The sequence below is a fragment of the Gramella sp. MT6 genome (assembly GCF_019357415.1).
Taxonomy (GTDB): Bacteria; Bacteroidota; Bacteroidia; order Flavobacteriales; family Flavobacteriaceae; genus Christiangramia.
This window is the reverse complement of the sequence record NZ_CP048410.1, coordinates 3648148-3668627: the sequence shown is the minus strand read 5'-3', so window position 1 is coordinate 3668627 and position 20480 is coordinate 3648148. Positions and strand designations below refer to the sequence as shown.

The 20480-nt window shown below is 39.4% G+C and carries 17 protein-coding genes and 1 tRNA gene; 6 read left to right on the top strand and 12 right to left on the bottom strand.

Annotated elements, in window-relative coordinates:
- The first annotated feature begins 61 nt into the window (after window positions 1–61).
- The 4 genes from G3I01_RS16625 to mazG all read left to right on the top strand — a co-directional run bounded on the left by G3I01_RS16625 (window position 62) and on the right by mazG (window position 2983).
- Window positions 62–1210 carry a PLP-dependent aspartate aminotransferase family protein gene (locus G3I01_RS16625; protein WP_219549809.1) on the top strand — a complete coding sequence of 383 codons (1149 nt, stop codon included), beginning with the start codon at window positions 62–64 and terminating at the stop codon, window positions 1208–1210.
- A gap of 48 nt (window positions 1211–1258) precedes the next feature.
- The gene (gene bshB1 / locus G3I01_RS16620) at window positions 1259–1975 is read left to right on the top strand and encodes a bacillithiol biosynthesis deacetylase BshB1 (RefSeq protein ID WP_219549807.1); all 717 of its coding nucleotides are present in this window, start codon (window positions 1259–1261) and stop codon (window positions 1973–1975) included.
- Between the two features lie 60 nt (window positions 1976–2035).
- Window positions 2036–2111 (top strand) — tRNA-His (locus tag G3I01_RS16615).
- Between the two features lie 98 nt (window positions 2112–2209).
- Complete coding sequence (mazG, locus tag G3I01_RS16610) at window positions 2210–2983, top strand: nucleoside triphosphate pyrophosphohydrolase (RefSeq protein ID WP_219549805.1); 774 nt, start codon at window positions 2210–2212, stop codon at window positions 2981–2983.
- Here mazG and G3I01_RS16605 read toward each other — a convergent pair whose 3' ends face one another.
- The 8 genes from G3I01_RS16605 to G3I01_RS16570 form a co-directional block, all read right to left on the bottom strand.
- Entirely contained in the window at window positions 2984–3610 is a 627-nt protein-coding gene (locus tag G3I01_RS16605) for a class I SAM-dependent methyltransferase (RefSeq protein ID WP_219549803.1), read from the bottom strand.
- 10 nt (window positions 3611–3620) lie between these two features.
- Window positions 3621–5966: a DUF349 domain-containing protein gene (locus G3I01_RS16600; protein WP_219549800.1), complete on the bottom strand. Its 2346-nt coding sequence runs from the start codon at window positions 5964–5966 to the stop codon at window positions 3621–3623.
- A 119-nt stretch (window positions 5967–6085) separates the two neighbouring features.
- Window positions 6086–6814 (bottom strand): shikimate dehydrogenase, encoded by a 729-nt coding sequence (locus G3I01_RS16595; protein WP_219549798.1) that lies wholly within the window; start codon window positions 6812–6814, stop codon window positions 6086–6088.
- Window positions 6811–7827: a DUF368 domain-containing protein gene (locus G3I01_RS16590; protein ID WP_219549796.1), complete on the bottom strand. Its 1017-nt coding sequence runs from the start codon at window positions 7825–7827 to the stop codon at window positions 6811–6813. Before G3I01_RS16590 ends, G3I01_RS16595 begins: the two co-directional genes overlap by 4 nt.
- Window positions 7814–8752 (bottom strand): DUF368 domain-containing protein, encoded by a 939-nt coding sequence (locus G3I01_RS16585; protein ID WP_219549794.1) that lies wholly within the window; start codon window positions 8750–8752, stop codon window positions 7814–7816. Before G3I01_RS16585 ends, G3I01_RS16590 begins: the two co-directional genes overlap by 14 nt.
- 39 nt (window positions 8753–8791) lie before the next feature.
- Window positions 8792–10189 (bottom strand): tetratricopeptide repeat protein, encoded by a 1398-nt coding sequence (locus tag G3I01_RS16580; protein WP_219549792.1) that lies wholly within the window; start codon window positions 10187–10189, stop codon window positions 8792–8794.
- Between the two features lie 91 nt (window positions 10190–10280).
- On the bottom strand, window positions 10281–11477 hold the full coding sequence (locus G3I01_RS16575) for an aspartate aminotransferase family protein (protein WP_219549790.1): 1197 nt from the start codon (window positions 11475–11477) through the stop codon (window positions 10281–10283).
- Window position 11478: 1 nt separating this feature from the next.
- Complete coding sequence (locus G3I01_RS16570) at window positions 11479–13263, bottom strand: OstA-like protein (protein ID WP_219549788.1); 1785 nt, start codon at window positions 13261–13263, stop codon at window positions 11479–11481.
- A 227-nt stretch (window positions 13264–13490) separates the two neighbouring features.
- On the opposite strand from G3I01_RS16570, the gene G3I01_RS16565 reads away from it, so the two are divergent.
- Complete coding sequence (locus tag G3I01_RS16565; RefSeq protein WP_219549786.1) at window positions 13491–14279, top strand: ferritin-like domain-containing protein; 789 nt, start codon at window positions 13491–13493, stop codon at window positions 14277–14279.
- Window positions 14280–14308: 29 nt separating this feature from the next.
- Window positions 14309–15154 carry a ferritin-like domain-containing protein gene (locus G3I01_RS16560; RefSeq protein WP_219549784.1) on the top strand — a complete coding sequence of 282 codons (846 nt, stop codon included), beginning with the start codon at window positions 14309–14311 and terminating at the stop codon, window positions 15152–15154.
- Between the two features lie 67 nt (window positions 15155–15221).
- Here the strand turns inward: G3I01_RS16560 and G3I01_RS16555 are convergent, their stop codons facing one another.
- The 4 genes from G3I01_RS16555 to G3I01_RS16540 are packed head-to-tail and all read right to left on the bottom strand — an operon-like array spanning window position 15222 to window position 20470.
- Window positions 15222–16493 carry an adenylosuccinate synthase gene (locus tag G3I01_RS16555; RefSeq protein ID WP_219549782.1) on the bottom strand — a complete coding sequence of 424 codons (1272 nt, stop codon included), beginning with the start codon at window positions 16491–16493 and terminating at the stop codon, window positions 15222–15224.
- Between the two features lie 12 nt (window positions 16494–16505).
- Window positions 16506–16961, bottom strand: coding sequence for a transcriptional repressor (locus tag G3I01_RS16550; protein WP_026934828.1), 456 nt, complete (start codon window positions 16959–16961; stop codon window positions 16506–16508).
- Between the two features lie 24 nt (window positions 16962–16985).
- Window positions 16986–19196 (bottom strand): RelA/SpoT family protein, encoded by a 2211-nt coding sequence (locus G3I01_RS16545; protein ID WP_219549780.1) that lies wholly within the window; start codon window positions 19194–19196, stop codon window positions 16986–16988.
- Window positions 19197–19231: 35 nt separating this feature from the next.
- A complete protein-coding gene (locus tag G3I01_RS16540) occupies window positions 19232–20470 on the bottom strand; it encodes a M48 family metallopeptidase (protein ID WP_219549778.1) in 1239 nt (412 codons plus the stop codon).
- Between the last annotated feature and the right edge of the window lie 10 nt (window positions 20471–20480).

Genomic DNA, 20480 nt, shown 5'->3' with positions numbered 1-20480 from the left:
TCAAAAATGACTTTAGCAGAATTCTTAGTACATTAGGGCTCAATTTTTTTAAAGATAATCTATGAATAATTCTAAAGGTATCAACACCATTTGCACACATGTAGGAGAATTGGAAGACAAAGAATTTAAGGGCGCGGTGTCGCCTTTATATATGTCTACCTCTTATGCTTTTGAAGATGTTGAGACCAAACGATATCCAAGATATTTTAATACTCCAAACCAGGTGGCACTGGCCAAGAAAATGGCAGCGCTGGAAAATGGAGAAGCATCCCTGATCTTTGGAAGCGGAATGGCAGCGGTAAGTACTTCTTTAATGGCTTTCCTCAGCTCAGGAGATCATGTGGTGTTTCAGGATTCACTTTACGGTGGAACCAGTAACCTGGCAACAGAAGAGTTTGATAAATTCGGTATTGAATACAGTTTTGCTAAAGATTCCAAAGCAGATTCCCTTAAAGCTGAAATTAAGGAAAATACAAAGGTGATTTATATTGAAACGCCTTCTAACCCATTATTAAAACTTACCGATATGGAAGCGGTGGCCAAGTTGGCCAAAGAGCATAACCTGGTTAGTATGATAGACAATACCTTTGCATCACCTGTAAATCAGAACCCTATAGATTTTGGCATCGATGTAGTGATACATTCGGCTACCAAATATATGGGTGGGCATAGCGATATTCTTGCCGGAACTGTAATTTCTTCAGAGGAGAATATTGAAAGGATCTTTCATATGGCTAAGAATTTTGGCGGAAGCCTTAGTGATTATACCGTTTGGCTTCTGGAACGTAGTATTAAAACCATGGGGATAAGAGTTAAAGCTCAGAATGAGAATGCCCAGAAACTCGCGGAGTTTTTAGATTCAAGACCAGAGGTTGCTAATGTGTATTATCCGGGATTAAAAGAGCATCCAGATCACGAACTTGCTAAAAAGCAGATGAAAGGTTTTGGTGGAATGTTATCTTTTGAACTGAATGACGACCTAGATGTTCAGAAATTCATGAAGACGCTGGAATTAATTAAACCATCTATGAGCCTTGCGGGTGTTGAGAGCACTATTTTACTACCATCAAAGACCTCTCATGGGTTATTGAGTGAAGAGGGTAGAGCGAAGCAGGGTATAAAAGATAATCTTTTGAGGTTTTCTGTTGGAATCGAAGAAGTTGAAGATCTTTTAGAGGATCTTAAACAGGCCATGGAAAAGAGCAATTAAGAATAAGATCCTGGATCTTACCGAATAAAAACAAATAAATAGTAAAAAATGAAATTAGATATACTGGCAGTGGGATCTCATCCCGATGATGTTGAACTAAGCTGCTCAGGAACCATTGCAAAAGAAGTGGATCGCGGTAAAAAAGTTGGAATCCTGGATTTAACCAGGGGAGAGTTAGGGACTAGAGGTACCGCCGAGATCAGAGATAAGGAAGCAAAAGCAGCCGCAGAGATCTTAGGAGTGGTAATGCGCCATAATCTTGAATTTAGTGATGGCTTTTTTGAAAATAATACGGCTCATAAAATGGATATCATTAAGATCCTGAGGAAATACAAACCTGAGATCGTTTTGTGTAACGCTGTTGAAGATAGGCATATAGATCACGGGAGAGGAGCAAAATTGGTTAGCGAAGCTTGCTTTCTAAGCGGATTAAGGAAGATAGAAACAGTTATGGACGGCGAGAAACAATCTTCCTGGAGGCCAAAGCACGTTTTTCATTATATCCAGTGGAAGAACTTAAAACCAGACTTTGTTGTGGATATTTCAGGTTATCTTGATAAAAAAGTTGAATCGGTTAAAGCATATCGTTCGCAGTTCTTCGATGAGAATAGCAACGAGCCGGAAACACCAATTTCCAGCAGTAACTTTCTGGATAGCATCACTTACCGTGCTCAGGATATGGGCAGGCTTATAAATACAGAGCATGCTGAAGGCTTCAATGTGGAAAGACATGTAGCGGTAGATTCAATATTTGATCTCATTTAATTGGAATTTTTTCTTTGCGAAATAGTTGAAATAACTTACATTTGCATCCGCTAATCAAATGGTGGTTGTAGCTCAGCTGGTTAGAGCGCCGGATTGTGGTTCCGGAGGTCGCCGGTTCGAAACCGGTCTTCCACCCAAAAGCAGAAGCCTCTCTGAAAAGAGAGGCTTTTTTTGTGGAATAAATTCAAATTTCCTCCTTCGAAATCCTATTTTTACCAAAATCATTTTTCAGCTATGAATTCCAGAGAAGACCAGCTAAAAGCATTTGACAGATTACTTACCATAATGGACGAACTGCGTGAACAATGTCCCTGGGATCGCAAGCAGACCATGGAATCCTTAAGGCATCTCACGATAGAAGAAACGTATGAATTGGGAGATGCTATTCTGGATAAGGATATGCAGGAGATCAAAAAGGAACTTGGCGATGTGCTTTTACATCTTGTATTCTACGCGAAAATAGGAAGCGAAACCAATGATTTTGATATTGCCGATGTGGCAAATAGTATCTGCGATAAGTTAATTGATAGGCATCCTCATATTTACGGTGATGTTGAGGTTGCCGATGAAGAAGAGGTAAAAAGGAACTGGGAGAACCTTAAACTTAAGGAAGGAAAGGAAAGTGTTCTCGAGGGAGTGCCCAGGTCTTTGCCTGCGATCGTGAAAGCCAACAGGATACAGGATAAAGTGGCCGGAGTCGGTTTCGATTGGGAAGAGCCACAACAGGTATTTGAGAAACTCAAAGAAGAACTCGAAGAATTACAGCACGAAGTAAGCGTTGATAATAAGGATGAAATAGAAGCCGAATTTGGCGATGTTCTGTTCTCCATGGTCAATTATGCCAGGTTCCTTAAAGTAAACCCTGAGAACGCCCTGGAACGAACCAATAAGAAGTTTATAAAGCGCTTCCAATACCTGGAAGGAAAAGCAAAAGAGAAAAATAAAGCTTTAAAGGATATGACCCTTGCTGAAATGGATGTTTTCTGGAACGAGGCCAAGAAGCAATGATCAGGCTTTAAAGACTATAAACTTTTCAAAAATTTCAATTTCAGAAAAATCCAGGTTCTTCTGAATCCATTCGAGGGTTTCTCGGTTATAAAAAATAACATGTGTCTGGTCATTCTTATAATGCCAGTCGCTAAACTTTATGGCATTGTTCCATATCTCTGTTTTGCAGTATAATTTGCCCTTTTCCTTTAATAAGGATTTTAGTAATTGGAATTCCTTTAATGGATCCTGGAAATGCTCCATCACTTCACAACAGATGATGAAATCATATTTTTTCTTCAGAGCCGCTTTATCAGGTTGGAAATAGGGATCATAAAGATTTACTTCGTATCCCGATTTTTTTAATTCAGAAGCGATCACAGGGCCTGTCCCGCAACCAAAATCAAGACCTATAGAATATTTTGAATGGTTAGATCTTATTTCCTCAATAATAGGACTAACAAAAGCAATATAGCCGGGATCGTTCACATCGTTATTATGGAGGCTATATCTAAACTTTTCTTCCTGTGGGGTAAGGTAATTTTCAGGAGAAAGTAAAATTGCCTTGCAACCTATACACTGCAAATATTCCCGGTCATTTATGGTTTCAAAATTTCGGGTATTGCAATTGCATAAACTGCAAGGCATTTTCATGATCTTAATAAAGAGACTTGATCTTTCTCAGTTTTTCTTTCCAAACTTCAAGATCTGCCTTATGGTTTTCTATATTCTTATGAACTTCCTGTACTAATGGATTATCATCGTCTACATTAGAAAAGAATTGCAGGTTATTTTCCAGCTGTCTAATTTCAGCCTTTGTTTCCTCTATTTTCTTGGTAAGGAAATAATGCTCATTCCTTATTTTCTTGTCATCATCTGCATCATCCAGAGCCTGCACCTTATTTTCATATTTCATCATCTCTGCCTTGGTGTTGTCAATATCCATTTTCTTGAATAATTGATCCAGGGCTTTATTAAACTTCCCTTCAATAAATCTTTTGTTATAAGGCACTTTTCCAACATCTTTCCAGGCGTTGATCTGTTCCTTGATCTTAGGCAGATCTTCTTTCTTGTTTCCTGAAAGTTCGATGGCTTTTACCTGGTCCAGGATCTCTTTCTTCTTTTCAAAAGCTTCGATCTCTTCTTTATTATCCTCATTCTTCTGCGCATGCATGCGATCAAAATAATGATTACATGCTTTTTTAAACTGCTTCCAGACCTTATCGCTGTCCTTTCTAGGAACATGACCAATCTTTTTCCAATCGGCCTGTATCTTCTTCATTAAAGGAGTGACCGTTTTAAAGTCGTCACTGTCCTTGTTATCTTCTGCAATCTGGATAAGTTCCTTTTTCTTCTCCAGATTATCGTATTGCTGTTTTTTCAGGTTCTTATAGAATGCATTCTTCTTTCTGTTGAACTTTCTAACATTTTCCTTGAAAGCATTCCAGGTATCCTGATTTTTACTGCGTGGAACTTTCCCGGCATTGAAGAATTCTTCCCTTAAAGCTTCTATCTCCTTGATCTTCTGCTGCCATTTATTATGACTGTCAAAATCCTGATCGGCTATTTCCTTGATCTTTTCAATGATCTCCTGCTTGCGCTCCCAGTTCTTTTCGTTCTGCTCATCAAGCTGATTAAAATATTCCTGCCTCTTATCATGAATCTTCTTGGTAGCATTACTGAATCTTTCCCAGATATCTTCACGATATTCCTTGGCTACAGGTCCCAGTTCTTCTTTCCACATTTTGTGGAGCATCTGCAATTCTCGGAAAGCACGATTCGTGTTTTCTTCCTGTACCAGCTCCTCAGCACGATCTATCACTTTTAATTTCTGTTCCAGGTTATGTTTAAAGTCCATATCCCTGAACTCCCTGTTTAGGTGAAGGAAATCATAGAAATTCTCTACGTGGTGGTGATAGGTGTTCCAGACATTATTGTATTTGTCACGTGGAATAGGTCCTGCTGTACGCCATTTTTCCTGTATCTCCTTAAAGTGGTTATACGTAGTATTAATATTTTCTTCTACATCCAGTAGGCCTTTAAGCTCCTCGATCAATTCCAGCCTTTTATGCAGGTTTTCGTTGAGGTCTTTTTTGAGCCTTTTATAGTAATTATTTCTTTGTTCTTTATAATCGAAATAAAGGGAACTAAATCTCTTTTTAAGCGGAGTAGAGTAGTGGAAGTCTATAATATTCCCGCCGTCGGCAAGAAAGTCCTCTTTCTTTTCTTCCAGTTCTTCATCGAATTTCGCATTGAATTCAGCACGAATTTCAGCGACATGTTCCCTTATGGCCTGGATCTTCTCATTCTTCAATAATCTTTCCAGTTCATCGGCAAGAGCTTCCTTGCTCATGGAATGATAATCCTTCTTTTCTATGTCGTGCCTTTCGCCTGCACTTTCATCTTCACTATCTTCAGCTACGGCGCTTTCCATATCCTCTTCATGGCTGGTGGCAGAAGATTTTTTGTTCTCCCCAACTACGGCATCGCCAATATCGCTGTCAAGATCGTCTTCATCATCGTCTTCGTCTTCGGCCTTTTTTCTTCTGCTAGCAGATTCAGAAACCATAGCGTCTTCATGATCTGTAGAATCTGAAATTTTCCTTTCTTTTTTCTCTGAATCTTCAGTTTTTTTCGCCACTTCCGGTTCCTTAAAAAATGGATTTTCAGGTTCCAGGTTTTCTTCAATTTCAGTATAAGGATCTTCATCGGGATTTTCCTTTTCCCGGGCTAATTGATCTGAAGTCGCTTTTCCTGAAGCAGATTCATCCAGCATGGCGTCTTCATGATCTGTAGAATCAGATTCCTGGCTGGTTGTAGATGCTTTTATATTTTCTGAAGTATTTTCTTTAGTATCTTTTTCCTGGGCACCAACAGACTCTTCCTGCGCATCCTCCTTACTCACTTTCTTAGACTTTTCTTCCATTTGGTTAGCGTCTTCAGGCTTATTTACGTTATCAGAGGAAAGCTCTTTTTTCTTGTTTTCATTCTCTTGCTGTGACATATCTTTCAATGTTAGGGTTCCTCAAAATCATTTATTGCTGAAAGATAACAACTCCCCTAAAATTGGGCAAGGGATTGGTTTTATTTATATGAAGCTAAAGCAGTATTTATTGAGGCTTATCAGGAATTCCAGATGTTCCAGGCTTTTTCCGCCTGAAGTTTTAACATCTCTAATCCGTTCAGTGTCAGTGCTCCTTTTTCTGATGAAAGTTTCATTAATCTTGTTTCAGAAGGATTGTAGATAAGGTCGAAAACCAGGTGTTGCTTAGAAATGAATTGAAATGGCAGGTCTGGACAGGCCTCTACCTTTGGGTGAGTGCCTAAAGGAGTACAATTAATGATGAGGGTGTAAGAATCTAAAATGTCTTTATCCAGGTCTGAATATGAGAATTGCTCCTTTTCAGGTTTTCTTGAAACGAATTTATAATTGATGTCAAGTAGCTCAAGGGCATAGGCAATAGCTTTTGAAGCTCCGCCTGTTCCAAGTATTAGAGCGTTTGTATGCTGAGGTTTTAGATGAGGTTTGAGTGCATTTAAGAATCCCCAGTAATCTGTGTTATATCCGGTGATCGTACCATCATGTTCAAATTTGATGGTGTTGACCGCCTGAATTTTATTTGAATGAGGATCAAGTTTATCCAAATATGGAATTATCGCTTCCTTATAGGGTATGGTAACATTAAGGCCGGTGATCTCATTATTTTCGAGAATGCCGAGAAACTCTTCAATAGACGCAATATCAAAATTAACATATTGATCCTTCAGATTTTCCTTGCTGAATTTTTCAGAAAAGTATTTTCTGGAGAATGAATAATCTATATTTTTTCCAATAAGGCCAAAGGTTCTCATTTTCTGGAATTTCGGTTTTCGTACCATGCCAGTCCTAAAACTATAAAGATTCCGATAACAATAAAGAATATTGCCAGCCAGGTTTCTGAAAGGTCTATTTGTGGCAGATAGCGGTCATAGTTGTCGATTATTTTATTGCCTTCTCTGTCTATTAGAGGCTCACCGTTCTCATTCAGTTTAAAGATCTTTTCTTTCCAAGGCCATACCACGCCCAGGGAACCGGTAATAAAACCAATAATTACGGCAAAGGTTTCCTTCTTTCTTTTTTTCAGAACATAACCAAGTAGATGGGAAAGAGAGACCAGTCCTGCTAAAGATCCTGCGGCAAATACCAGTAATACCTGCAGCATTCTTAATCTTTCCGAATTATCGATAAAACTGAAGTCTAGGAGAATTACTTCAGCAATAGTGTCATAAAGGGCATTGACCGAGTCTACCAGCAACAAAACATAATTACCGAGGAGGATCAAAATAAAGCTACCCGAGAGGCCTGGAAGCGTCATTCCGGAAACACTTATCATTCCGCAGACGAATACAAACCAGAGATTATCATTTTCCCGCGCAGGTTCAAGAAAACTTATACCAATCCCACCTATGATCCCGAGAATTGCAAAAATGACCGAATTACGGTCCCATTCACCAAAATCTTTACTAATGTAATAGATAGAGCCAATGATCATTCCGAAGAAAGAAGCCCAAACATATAGTTCATAATGAACAATAAGGTAATCCAGGATCTTGGAAACACTAAAATAGCTAATGAGCATTCCCAGGATCAATAGTCCTAGAAATTTACCATTTACATATCTGTAAAGGCTGTTGAATCTGCCTGAAATTAAAAGTTTGAAGGCTTTAAGATTTATCTTCTGTAGAGAATAGATAAACTCCTCGTAAAAGCCAGCAACGAACGCCACCACACCACCAGAAACACCGGGAACTTTATTCGCGGCACCCATGGCAAGACCCTTAAGCACAAGAAGGATCTTATCGGTAATCGTTCTAGTTTGTTGCATCTGGAATTTCGGGATTTTTATTGGCAACCACTTCAAGGATAACGATCAATAGAAATCCTGCCAGCATCAATAAGACAGACCATAGCGTTTGAGGATCTCCGTCATAGTTCCATGGTAGAACAGAAGCGTCACGTAGTACTACTTCCTTATCACCATATATCGCGGTTTCCAGCACTTCTTTCCATGGCCATATTTTGTTAAGGGATCCGGCAATAAACCCGGTAAGTACTGCCAGTGTGATACTGCTATAATGCACAAAAAGCCATTTTAAGACTTTAGAAAAGGTTAGCAGGCCAAATATGGCTCCAAGCCCAACAATTCCAAGGGTCTTAACATCAAAATCGTGCGCAGCTTCAGTCACTGATTTATAAGCGCCCAGAAGCACCAGAATAAAAGCACCGGAAATTCCAGGCAAGATCATTGCGCAAACTGCAACGGCACCTGCAAAAAACAGGAACAGGTAACTGGAGTTGGGTGAAAGAGGAGGGAGGCTTACAATATAAAAAGCTATGGCAGCTCCTATGAGCAGCGCCAGGATTACTGTATAATTCCATTTTGGGATCTGCTTGGCCACAAACCAGATACTGGCAACTACAAGTCCAAAAAAGAAGGACCAGATAAGTATAGGATGGTTTTCCAATAAATAATTGGCCAGTCGCATCACGGTAAAGATACTGATAAGGATACCGGTGAAAAGGGCTATAATGAAATTACCATTCAGTTTTTTCCACATGGCCCTGAAACCATCTTCTTTCCAGATTACAAACAAGGCAGGATTTACCCCGCTAATAGTAGATATTAATTCTTCATAGATACCTGAGATAAAAGCGATCGTTCCTCCAGAGACTCCCGGCACCACATCTGCAGCACCCATAGCCATTCCTTTAAAAGTGACCTTCAGGTAATCCAAAAAACTTCGTTGCATCTTCTTTTTTTATGAATTCGCCCAAAGGTAGCAAAATTACTAAGAGAGCTTTACGAAGGAATTTATAATTTGTTTTACGCTTTTACGCTCAAAAATATTAGGGAATAACTCTTCGATTATGATATAGTATTCTGAATCTATCTTAAGAGCATTATTCAAATGAAAATAGCCTTTTTCGCCTTTATTAGTGCAAAAGAAAAGACCAGCCAGACGATACTCAATTTCGGCGGTATTTGGATAGAATTCCAAGGCCTGTAGCATACTGCTAATGGCAGTTTCGTATTCGCCCAGACCTATTAAAATATCACATCTTCTGATCCAGGTTTCAAGTTCATAGTTACCTAGTTCCAGGCTTTTCTTATAACCCTGTTCAGCTTCTTCATAGAAATTAAGCCTTCTGTTGATTTTAGCGTAGCGCTTCCAGTAAAGGACATTTTCTTCATCAATATTTATTGCCTTATTGATATAATATAATGCCTTCTGGAAATTCAGTTTCTTGATATAGAAATCTGTGATCGCGATCCAGCCTTTATCCAGCAATGGATCTTCATGAACTGTTTGCTTATAATTTTTTAGAGCAAAATCATCACAACCCAGTTTTTCAAAACACTTACCTATTCTCAGGTAGGCGAAGGAGGTAGGATCATCAAGTTCCAGGGTGATATTATAATTTTCTATGGCTTCATTATAACGCTTTAATTTTTCGAGCACTTTTCCTTTTTCAAGGTAAGCACCTACGAATCTATCGTCACTGATGATAGCAAAATCAAAAGCGGCCAAAGCCTTATTGTATTCTTTAAGGTCAAAATATTGCTTACCAACCTGGTGCCAGGCCACTTCGCAATATGGATTTTTGTTCAGGTACAGGTTCAGATAATCAATTGCCTCGGTTTTCTGTTCTAGAAAATCGAAACAATACATGATGTTGTAAAGAGCAGAGTAATCTTCTTCATCTGCTTCCAGACATTTCATAAAGCTGTACTTGGCATTTTCAAAATCTTCAAGGAATAGGTATTCCATTCCGATAAGTGAAAATATTTCAGCATCTTCCAGAGTTATTTCAAGGGCAGACTGCAGCATTTTTATCGCTTCAGTGTGCATATCCCTTTTTGAATATATCTGTGCTTTTTGAATGTAGATCTCCTCATTAGAAGTTTCAAGCTCCTTGAGTTCGTTCAGAATCCCGTCGGCAAGATCAAGTTTATCTTCAAAAACCAGGATCTCTACTTTATACAATCTCAGGTTCACTGAAGCCGGATGTTGGGCAAGACCCATCTTCACCGCCTTTTTGGCAAGAGAGATCTTACCGTTCTCCAGGTAGTGATTGATAATATTTTCAAACTCATTTGAGTCAAAGAATAAAACATCGTTAGTCTTAAGCATTGATTCGAAGCGAGCAAGTGAGAAATTATCTTCTTCGTTATGGCTTAATTGCATAAGAGAGTGATTAAGGGATTTCTACTGTACTAAAGTTAAAAATGATTAAAAGCGATTCGGGATTTACAGTTTATTGTTGTTAACAAAATAATTAACAGTCCTTTTCATTCTTTTCAATCTCATTGAGTATGTCAACAATAATGCCACAACCTTTCAAAATTTCTTCCTTAGAGATGGTTAGTGGCGGAGTGAGCCTTGCAGCCCGTTTCTCGAACAATAGCCAGAAGAGAATTAGTTCTTTTTCTTTTGCCTGAAGTATAAGTTTATCGGCAATTTCGGCAGATTTTAAAATTAAAGCCAGCATTAATCCTTTTCCTCTAATTTCTTCAATTAGAGGGTGCTGTAAGTTTTTTCTGATTAAATCTTCCTTTTCGAGGCTTTGCTGAATTAGATCTGTTTCGGTCAATTCCTGAAGGGTTGCTAAAGCAGCAGCAGCAATTAAAGGATTTCCACCAAAAGTTGTTATATGCCCTAATTTAGGATTGTCCATGAGCAGGTCCATTAGTTTTTCTGAAGCTGAAAATGCTCCGATTGGTAGTCCGCCGCCCATTCCTTTTCCAAGAACGACTATATCTGGAACCACCCCAAAGTTTTCAAATCCGAAAAGTTTACCGGTTCTACCAAATCCCGGCTGGATTTCATCGAGTATAAGTAATGCACCAACTTCTTCACATCTAGTTTTAACCTTTTTGAGATAGTCGTTTTTTGGCATTATAAATCCTGCACCGCCCTGGATGGTTTCAAGTATCACAGCGGCTGTTCTGGAAGTGATTTTAGATAGCTCTTTTTTGTTGTTGAATTCGATAAAGGAAATATCACCAATAAGAGGTCTGAATGGTTTTACCCTTTCCTCAAAATCCATCAGGCTCAGAGATCCCATGGTATTCCCGTGATATGCGCTTTTAGCGGCGATGATCTCGCTTCTTCCAGTAGCCCTTCTGGCAAGTTTCATAGCGCCTTCAATCGCCTCAGTGCCAGAATTTACCAGATAGGTCTTCTCAAGTGGATCTGGTAAATGTTTTGCAAGCAATTTGGTAAGGTCTACCGCAGGTTTCTGGGCATACTCCCCATAGACCATCACGTGAAGGTATTTATCTGCCTGGTCTTTAATTGCCTTTACAACTGCCGGATGGGAATGGCCTAAACTGCAGGCCGAAACCCCGGCAACGAAATCCAGATGTTGCTTCCCGTCTGCGGTGGTTATATAAGATCCTTTTGCATGAGAAACTTCCAAAGCAAGTGGGTGCGGCGTTGTTTGCGCCTGGTATTTTAAAAAATCTTCTTTCAATCTACTTCTCCTGTTCAATAACGTCTTTAATACTATCTTTTTCCTTAATGTCTTTTTTCAGTGAATCTGGCAATACTTTGTTTTTGAACTTTAAACTATCGGTTTCTCTATTTTTTAGAACACTGGGATTTAATCTCGAATTTTCATCTAGCAATAGATCATCTTCCTCTCTTTCATCAAAGAATTCTTCGGGTTCCTCTGGTAGTTCGATTCCCTTGATCTTGGGGAGAGTAGGTTCGGGTTCTCCTTCAAAAAGGCCTTCCTTGCTAAGGATACGCTGTTCTCCACGCCAATTAAAACCTTGTAGTTGACGGGCGTTGGGAGGAAAATCTTCCTCCGGAGTAAGTTTTCCATCAACCTGGTTATAATAGTAGATATCTTCAATTTGCTGATCTACAAACAAAATTTCAACTGAACTGGCCAGGGTCTTGTTAATACCAATGAGTTCATTGTCGTTATTCCGCATATAATTCAGAGTTTCGGTATTTTTATCGATAACCACTTTGTTCAGGCTGTTATCGGTAAAATAACCTACGAGTTCCATCCCTTTAAGCTGGTTATATCCTTCAATGCTATCTTTCTGAATCAAAAATGCGTTATCAAAAACCAGCAGGGAATCGAGTTGTTCTGTTTTGGTATTGCTCTGAAGATGAATACTGTCACCGGTCATTTGGTTTTCACCAGACCATAGCACCGGCTTTCCATTTCCCATGCTGCTAATGTTGATCAATTTTGTAAGTCCCGATTGCTGATCTGAAAATATCGAATCACTTCTTCCACTCATCGGATTCTCACCAAGCCTGTCTTCCTTGAAAATCCTAACATCGTAATAACCTCTGATAATTCGCTTCTCGGGTTTCCCCGTGATCATGATAGTGTCACTATGAATAAAAAGAGTGTCCCTGTCCTGCAGACTGGCTGCCAATGCTTTTTTCGTAATGAAGACCGAATCCTTATCACGATACACTTCGGCATAATGACCCGTAACCCGGCTGTCATTTATAGTATCTATAACTTTAATATTATTGGTGGCCGAAGCAAAACTATTCTGCCTGTTAAAGTAGAGACTGTCGCCTTTAAGGATCCTGTTGTCATAATTAATCTGGGAATTCTTAACGAAGTACCCGTTATCTGCCCTGGTGTCATAAAAACCTCTTTCACAATAAACGGTGCTAGTTTCACTTTCAATCGTCGAAGGCCCATATAGATAGGCATGTCCGCTTTCTGAATAAAAATCCAGTTGTTCAGAGTTGATAGTGTATTCCGGGTTTGTTACAACTACCTCATTGATAAAACTGTATTTATCTTCTTCCATATAATACCGGCCAATTCTACTGGTAAGTACACTGGCAGTATCGGTAACTTTTCCACCGCTACGGTAATAAGCCTGTTGTTTGATCCGGTCAAAGAAAAGACTGTCGGTTTCAAGGGTTGTTTGTGGCCTTTCCATTTTTACATTGCCACTGGCAAAAGCAAATTCAGTATTTCCATTGTATTCAGCATAATTGCTGGTCATGCTAACGCTATCACCTTGCTGCATTCTAATATTACCGTAAGCTTTGAAGAAATTGGCACTTTTATAAAAAACCGCATTGTCACACCAAACTTCTATTCCGTCATGATCAAAATATACCTGGTTATTTACTTTACTCAAGATAAGGGCTCCCGGATATCTTTCCTCATTCTTTAAAGTTCGGTCTGAATCATAATTAATCTCCTGATTTTTTTGAGCTAAAACCTGTAATGAAGTTAGGAGAACAAATAATGAAATAAAATAAGTTTTCAAGTAGCTTAATTTTTTCCAAAAGTAAGAAAATTACAGCTATGATATCTTAGAAGGAAAGTTCAAATAATTTGCAATGGCTTAAAAAATTATCATAATTAAAGATTAAAAAAACCGCTGAAAGCCTAAACCTTTCTAAAGATTCCTTCATTTAAGACAATCTTAACTTCCTCAGCAAATCCAATGCGTGCTTTCCTACGTAAGTTTCACTAGAAACTAAAAATTTAATTATGAAAAAACCCTTAGTTAAGGTGGATGTTGTAGAATCATCTTCCAAAAAATCGAAAAATAATTCGCGAAGGAAGTTCATTAAAATGGGAGGGCTCGGAGTTGCCGGAGCCAGCTTTTTAATGTATGGATGTAGCGAGGAAGAGTTCAACCCCGGTGCAGATCCAGGTATGCCAGAACCGCAGCCTAATCCAAATCCAGGAGAGGAGGTTTTCGACCTTGGTAGCGGAGACGTGGGAATCCTTAATTATGCTTATGCTTTAGAGCAGCTGGAGGCTGCATTCTATACGCAGGTTCGAGCCGGAGCATATTATGCCGGCGCACCTCAGGAAGAAAAAGATCTTTTTGATGACTTGTATAACCACGAAGTTATCCATAGAGATTTCTTTAAAGCAGCGATCACTACTGCCGCTGGTGAAGAGAATACTTTACCAGACCTTGAGTTTGATGTTTCGTCAATAGATTTTGATGACAGGACTTCTGTTCTGGAAACTGCCCTGTTATTAGAGGATACTGGAGTTGGTGCTTATAATGGTGCAGGAGACCGTATCGCAGATGCAACTTACCTCACTCTTGCCGGAAAAATTGTTTCGGTAGAAGCAAGACATGCTGCAGCTATCAGATCTTTAATAGATCCAACCGGAGGATATTTTGCCGGAGACGATATTGTAAACCCAGATAATGGATTAGATGTGGCTACAGATCCTTCAGCTGTACTTGCTGCTGCGGGTGGATTTATAACAACAGAATTCACGGCCAACAACTTGCCGGAACCAATGACCGGATCCTAATCTATTAACCACTTCTAAATAAAAAAATTATGAGTATTATAAAATTACTGGATGAATTTACATCCGAAAAATTGACTACGAAATCTAGTTCCAGAAGGGAAATGTTCTCTACTCTTTCTTCTTTCGGAAAAAAAGCGGCAATGGCGGCAGTTCCTTTTGGAATGGCTACAAACAAAGCCAGTGCTGCAACTTTCTTCCAGGAGAATTCAGCAGTAGATGCATTACAACTTGCACTGACCCTGGAATACCTGGAGGCCGAATTTTATATGAAGGCGTTAGATTCTGGAGTATTAAACGGAAATCAAAGGGCTATGGATGCTTACATGCAGATTTCCAAGCATGAGGATGCTCACGTGGCATTCCTTAAAGCGGGACTTGAAGGCGCTGGAGCAACTCCGGTTGAATCACCAACTTTTGACTTTACCGCAGGTGGTGCTTTTGATCCATTCAATGAAAACGGAATTGGTCAGGAAACAGCTTATGCGCAGTTACTTGCCTTAGCACAGGCTTTTGAAGATACCGGCGTTAGAGCCTATAAAGGGCAGGCTGGAAACTTAATGGGAACAGCCTTTTTAGAACCAGCACTACAGATACACTCAGTAGAAGCACGTCACGCCTCAGAAATCCGCCAGATTCGCGGACTTGAAGGTTGGATCACGGGATCTATGAGGGGAGATGATATGCCGGAAGCTACCCAGCCGGTTTATGACGGTGAAGACAACGTTACTCAAGGTGGAGTAGATGTTACCACATTAACTTTTGCAGATCCGATAGTAGGAGATGTGAACGCAGCGGTGACTCAGGCATTTGATGAGCCAATAACAGCTGAACAGGCTACAGCAATTGCTGGTCTTTTTATTGTTTCAGACGAGTAATAAAAGATTGTTAGAAAATAAAAAAGGCTGCTCTAGAGCAGCCTTTTTTAATGCTATAAATTAAAAATTATCTTTTGATAGTTTGTTTTCTGTCTGGCCCAACTGAAACTATGGTAATTGGCGTTTCAAGTTCCTTTTCCAGAAAATCTACGTAATCGTTAAATTCCTTCGGAAGAGATGAAGCGTCCTTCATTTTAGTTAGGTCTTCTTTCCATCCTTTTACCTCGGTATAGATAGGTTCTAGGTTCTCTGGTTCTATATTGAAAGGGAGATGAGTGATCTCTTCGCCCTTATATTTATAGGCCGTACAAACCTTTAAAGTATCAAAGCCACTAAGAACATCACCTTTCATCATGATAAGCTGCGTGATGCCATTAACCTGTACTGCGTATTTAAGTGCAACAAGATCAAGCCATCCACAACGTCTTTTTCTACCTGTCGTAGCGCCAAATTCATTTCCTATCTTACCCATTCTTTCACCTACTTCGTCAAAAAGTTCGGTAGGGAAGGGTCCACTACCAACTCTTGTGGTATAAGCTTTGAAGATTCCAAAGGCTTCGCCAATATCTCTTGGGGCAACTCCCAGGCCTGTACAGGCTCCGGCAGCAGTGGTATTAGAGGAGGTTACAAAAGGATATGTTCCAAAGTCAATATCCAGTAAAGAACCCTGTGCACCTTCAGCCAAAATGGTTTTACCATTTTTCATCGCCTGGTGCAAATATTCTTCACTGTCTATAAAAGTAAGTTCTCTTAAAGTTTCTATCGCTGTCCAGAATTCCTTTTCCAGTTCAGCAAGATCGTATTGTACGTCTACATCGTAGTAGGCGATCATTTTTTCATGCTTATCGGCAAGGGTGCGGTACTTCTCCTTCCAGTCTTCAAGTTCAAGATCTCCCACACGTAAACCATTTCTACCGGTCTTATCCATGTAAGTTGGTCCAATTCCTTTAAGGGTAGAGCCAATCTTTGCTTTCCCTTTTGAAGCTTCAGAGGCTGCATCCAGGAGTCTATGGGTTGGCAGAATTAGGTGCGCTTTCCTCGAGATTAGAAGTTTAGATTTGTAATCTACATTGTGTTTGGCGAGGTTATCGAGTTCCCTTTTAAAAATTACGGGATCTATTACCACTCCGTTCCCCACAAGGTTGATACTGTCATCATGAAAGATTCCAGAAGGGATTGTGTGTAAAACGTGTTTCTGACCGTCGAACTCTAAAGTATGACCTGCGTTTGGACCACCCTGAAAACGGGCAATAATATCGTATTTGGAGGTTAGGACGTCAACAATTTTGCCTTTTCCTTCATCACCCCATTGAAGACCTAGTAGTAAATCTACTGCCATGAATTTTGAAACTTAATTGGTTGATTTTTTATTTCCGTAAAAGTAAAGTGAATGTTTTTTGATCTCTATATCAAAAACTTCTTCTATAGTTTGCTTGATACTCTGTATTCTTGGATCGCAAAACTCGATTACTTCACCGGTATCTGTAAGTATAATGTGATCGTGCTGACGATCGAAATATGATTTTTCATATTGAGCCTGGTTTTGACCAAACTGATGTTTTCTAACCAGACCGCATTCCAATAATAACTCTATAGTGTTATATAAAGTAGCGCGACTTACCCGATATTTTTTGTTCTTCATTTTAATATAAAGAGACTCAATATCGAAATGATCGTCTGAGTTATATATCTCCTGAAGAATAGCAAAGCGCTCCGGTGTTTTACGGTGCCCTTTTTCTTCAAGATATTTGGTGAAAACGTTTTTAACGACCGCCTGATCGTTCTTATTTACGACTTTTTTGCTCATAATTTGCTCTGCAAAGGTAAAAGTTTATTCACGGCTAACCTTGTCTATCCCGTTAATTTTTTTCAGCCTTTGAATGATGGTATTCAGAATATTATTATTCTTTACTACCAGGGTAATACGGCCGCTGAATACGCCATCTGAACTGTCGAAATTCAGGTTTTTCATATTCACGTGCATGTTACTGGAAATTTCCTGAGTGATCTCGCTCACCAGTCCCAAATTATCTATACCCTGAAGGTTGATCACAGCTTTAAAGTCCTGTTGTGAACTGTCTATCCATTTCGCCTGGATGATCCTGTAGGCATAATTACTTTGTAATTGCAGCGCATTCGGACAATCCTTTTTATGTACTTTAATCCCGTCATTTACAGAAATAAATCCGAAAACGCTATCTCCCGGAATAGGATTACAACAATTTGATAATTTATATTCGAGTTTTTCTTCTTCTTTTCCAAATACCAGCTGATCATACTTCGCGGTAAATTCTTCCTTGTCCAGATCTATGGAAACCTGGGGCTTCTTGATCTTGCTCTTGAAATAACTTACCAGGGAATTACTTCTGGAATTGGCAAATTCCTTCAGCATTTTATTATCGATCTTGCCGATTCCCACACGATAAAAAAGATCCAGACTGGTCTTCAGATTAAAATGTACTACCAGCTCGTTGATAGATTTTTCATTGAACTGTATCTTCTGAGCTTTAAGTTTTCTTGCCAGCACTGCTTTTCCTTCCTCGGCAATTTCCTTTTTCTCTTCTTTAAGGGAAGATTTGATCTTTGCCCGTGCCCTGGCTGTATTGGCATAATCCAGCCAGTTAATATTTGGTTTGGCATTATCTGAAGTAATGATCTCTACCTGGTCACCGCTTTTCAATTCATGACTTAGAGGCACCAGTTTATTATTAACCCTGGCTCCCCTGGTATGTAATCCTATTTCGGTATGTATACTAAAAGCAAAATCCAGCGGAGTGGAGCCTTTTGGTAAAGATTTTAGATCACCCTGCGGAGTAAAAACAAAGATCTCCTTGGAGTAGAGGTTCAGTTTGAATTGCTCTACAAAATCAACCGCGTTAACATCGGGGCTTTCCAGAGCTTCCTGTAAACGGGTTACCCATTCTTCAAAACCTCGTTCTTCTTTATTGTTACCTCCCTGTTTATATTTATAGTGAGCCGCATAACCTTTTTCTGCGATCTCATTCATTCGCTCACTTCTAATTTGAACTTCAACCCAACGACCTTTTGGGCCCATTACCGTAATGTGTAATGCTTCATACCCGGTAGATTTTGGAGAAGAGATCCAGTCTCTTAACCTTGTTGGGTTAGGGCGGAAGTGATCTGTTACTATAGAATATATTTTCCAGGCCAGGAACTTTTCCTGGGAAGGTTCGCTGCGATAAATGATCCTGATCGCAAATTTATCGTAGATCTCATCAAAACTTATATTCTGTGCCTTGATCTTTCTATTAATGGAATAGATGGATTTAGGACGACCTTTGATATCATAATCAAGATCTTCCTTATCCAGTGAATCCTGGATCACTTTGCTGAATTCTTTGATATAAGCATCCTGATCTTCCTTACTTTCCTTGATCTTAGTAAGAATATCATTATATACTTCAGGTTCGGTATATTTTAAACCAAGGTCCTCTAATTCGGTTTTAATATTATATAACCCGATCCTGTGGGCTAATGGGGCATAAATATAAAGTGTTTCTGAAGCGATCTTCACCTGCTTATCTGGCCTCATTGCATCCATGGTTTGCATATTATGCAACCTGTCTGCGATCTTTATGATAATTACCCTTACATCATCGTTAAGAGTAAGCAACATTTTCCTGAAATTCTCGGCCTGGAGCGAAACATCCTTATCTTTTTTAAGACTGGAAATTTTGGTAAGACCGTCAACGATCTTCGCCACTGTTTCTCCAAACATACTCCTAAGATCTTCCAGGGTATATTTTGTGTCTTCTACCACATCATGAAGCAGGGCTGCAGCGATAGAAGTTGCATCAAGACCAATTTCTGAAGCTACGATCTTCGCCACTGCGATAGGATGAAAAATATAAGCTTCTCCAGATTTACGACGCTGATCTTTATGAGCATCTACAGCCGTATCAAAAGCCCTCCGAATTAATTTTTTATCATCTTCGGTAAGGGTTTGATAGCTTATACGCAGGAGCTCTTTATACTGCCTTGCGATCTGCTTGTTCTCTTTTGCTATAGCCGCCTCTGTCATGGGATAAAAATACAATTAAGATTATAAGGAAACAACTAAATCCCGGCCTTCAAATTGCGATATCGCTGTAGCAGACTGGGATGAGAGTAATGTACAAAAATATAGGCTTTATGCGGAGTTAAATTACTTAAAGTGTTTTTTGAAAGTTTCTTCAGGCTTGAAATCAAAGAATCAGCATTATAAGTGGTTTTGGCATAATTATCTGCCTGATATTCAAATTTCCTGGATAAGTAGTTCATGATCAATCCGGTAATTTCTGAAATAGGACTGTATAAAATTCCAAAAGCAACCAGGCCTATATGAAAACTAGGTGTTGCAACTCCAAGTGCCGCCGAAAGAACTGGGTTCCCTACAAAAAGCGATAATAACCACAGGGTGAAACCAGTGGTCAGAACCGAGGCTGCCAGGTTCACGATAATATGATTTTTCTTATAGTGGCCTACTTCATGTGCAAGGACCGCCACGATCTCCTCTTCTTCCAGATCATTGATGAGCGTATCATACAAAGTGATCCTTTTTTCACTGCCAAATCCTGAAAAATAGGCGTTAGCCTTGGTGCTTCTTTTTGAGCCGTCTATCACGAATATATTATCCAGCTGGAAACCTACACTTTTTGCATATTGTTCGATCTTTGTTCTTAACGATCCATCGCTCAAAGGAGTTTGTTTATTGAATAAAGGCACTATGAGTTTCGCATAAAACATATTCATGAAGACCGAGAAAACAGCGATTAGAATCCAGGCATACCACCAGAAATTATCTCCTGCGATCTGGTAGAACCAAACAATAAGAGCAAGAATACCGCCGCCGATAATGGCGGTCATGGCGAGTCCTTTTAATTTGTCTAGAAAAAAAGTTGCTTTCGTAGTCTTGTTGAAACCGTATTTTTCTTCGATAACAAAAGTGCTGTACCAGGAAAACGGAGTCATTAGAATATCACTACCCAGCATAATTATGCCGAAGAAGATTAGAGCAATAAGGATCGGGTTATCTGTAATATTTCTGGCGATCTCATCAACATAGGCGAAACCATCGAATATTATAAACCCTAAGGTTAACAGCTCAGAAAAAGTACTGGTTAACATACCAAATTTGAAGCGTTCCTTTTTGTACTGCTGCGACTTTTCGTATTCTTCTTTATCATAAACATCTGCCAGTTCAGCTGGTATTGGGTCGTTAAAATGTTTTGCATTAAGAGCATCAAGGATCTTATCGATTATGAAATCGACCACAATAATGGCTATAATTATATAGAACAGGGTTTCTGGTGTCAAGTTAATCAGG